Here is a 1,465-nt window from a genome sequence, read left to right on the forward strand (position 1 = left end):
TACGCCCGGTTCTGTCCCGCTCTCGCGGTGACGGCCATCTCTCTCGGACCGACGTTGCCGTCGGCCTCCAGCGGTCTACCCGAGGACTCGGCGAGCAGCCTCGACGTCCTCTGTCTGACCTTGCTCCGGGCGAGGTTTACCGAGCGGATCCGGTCACCCGGACCCCTGGTGGTCTCTTACACCACCGTTTCACCCTTACCGACGTCGCCGCCGGCGGTCTGCTTTCTGTGGCACTGTCTCGCGGATTGCTCCGGGTGGGTGTTACCCACCGCCCTGCTCTGTGGAGCCCGGACGTTCCTCGGCACTCCCGGAGGAGTGACGCGACCGTCTCACCGACCCATTCGCACGGACGAGTCTAGCGGTGACGCGTCCGTGCAGCGTCCACGACGGCGACCGGACTCTCCCGGTCCGAGCAACTCCGCGCGCCTGCGCCTACGCCTACGCCTGCGGCTTCGACTGCGCGGCGAGCGTCGCCGCCCCGATGATGCCCGCGTTGTTCCGCAGCGTCGCCGGGATGATCGGCGCCTGGAGGTCGAGCAGCGGCAGGAACTCCTCGTGGTGCTTCGACACGCCGCCGCCCACGACGAAGAGCTCCGGGGAGAGCAACGCCTCGAGCGTCGAGTAGTACTTCTGCAGCCGCTTCGCCCAGTGCTTCCACGACAGGTCGTCGCGCTCCTTGGCGGCGAACGAGGCCTTCGTCTCCGCGTCGTGCCCGTCGATCTCGAGGTGCCCGAGCTCCGAGTTGACGATGAGCACACCGTCGTTGATGAGCGCCGTGCCGATCCCGGTGCCCAGGGTCGTGACGACGACGAGGCCGTCCTTGCCCTTCGCCGCCCCGAACTGCTGCTCCGCGAACCCGGCGGCGTCGGCGTCGTTGACGAAGTGGATCGAGCGGCCGAGTTCCTTCTCGAAGAGCGCCTCCGCCTCGAACCCGATCCACTTCTTCGACACGTTCGCGGCGGACATGGTCTTGCCGTCGCGGACGATCGCCGGGAAGCACACGCCCACCGGGACGTCCGCGGCCGGGGCGAGCTCCTCGACGATCGACTTCGCCACCGCGACGATGTCGTGGGGCTTGCCGCCCTCGGGCGTGGCCTTCTTGATCCGGTCGGTCGTGAGTTCGCCCGAGGCGACGTCGACGATCGCGCCCTTGATGCCCGTACCGCCGATGTCGACGCCGACTGCGAGGGAGGTCATGAGGAGCCTTTCGGTTGAGGGGTCAGGAGACGGTCAGGAGTTCGGCGCCGCGCTCGGTGACGACGAGGGTGTGCTCGAACTGTGCGGTCCACGACTTGTCGCGGGTGGAGACGGTCCAGTCGTCCGACCAGATGTCCGCCTCGATGCCGCCGAGGGTCAGCATCGGCTCGATCGTGAACACCATCCCCTCCTCGATGACCGTGTCGTAGTGGGGCGCGTCGTATTGGGGGATGATCACCCCGGAGTGGAACGTCCGTCCGACGCCGTG

The 1,465-nt window shown here is 68.1% G+C and carries 2 protein-coding genes and 1 other RNA gene; all 3 read right to left on the reverse strand.

Going from position 1 to position 1,465, the window contains the following annotated elements; translation table 11 throughout:
• Positions 1-340, reverse strand: an RNA gene (gene rnpB / locus I59_RS20740) — RNase P RNA component class A; the annotation flags it as partial.
• 98 nt (positions 341-438) lie between these two features.
• Positions 439-1,197 (reverse strand): polyphosphate--glucose phosphotransferase, encoded by a 759-nt coding sequence (gene ppgK, locus I59_RS06745; protein WP_022903217.1) that lies wholly within the window; start codon positions 1,195-1,197, stop codon positions 439-441.
• Positions 1,198-1,219: 22 nt separating this feature from the next.
• Positions 1,220-1,465, reverse strand: a 246-nt coding sequence (locus I59_RS06750) for a M24 family metallopeptidase (RefSeq protein ID WP_031273187.1), incomplete at its 5' end; no start/stop codon positions are given.

It is taken from the genome of Curtobacterium sp. B8 (assembly GCF_000333315.1).
Lineage (GTDB): Bacteria > Actinomycetota > Actinomycetes > Actinomycetales > Microbacteriaceae > Curtobacterium > Curtobacterium luteum.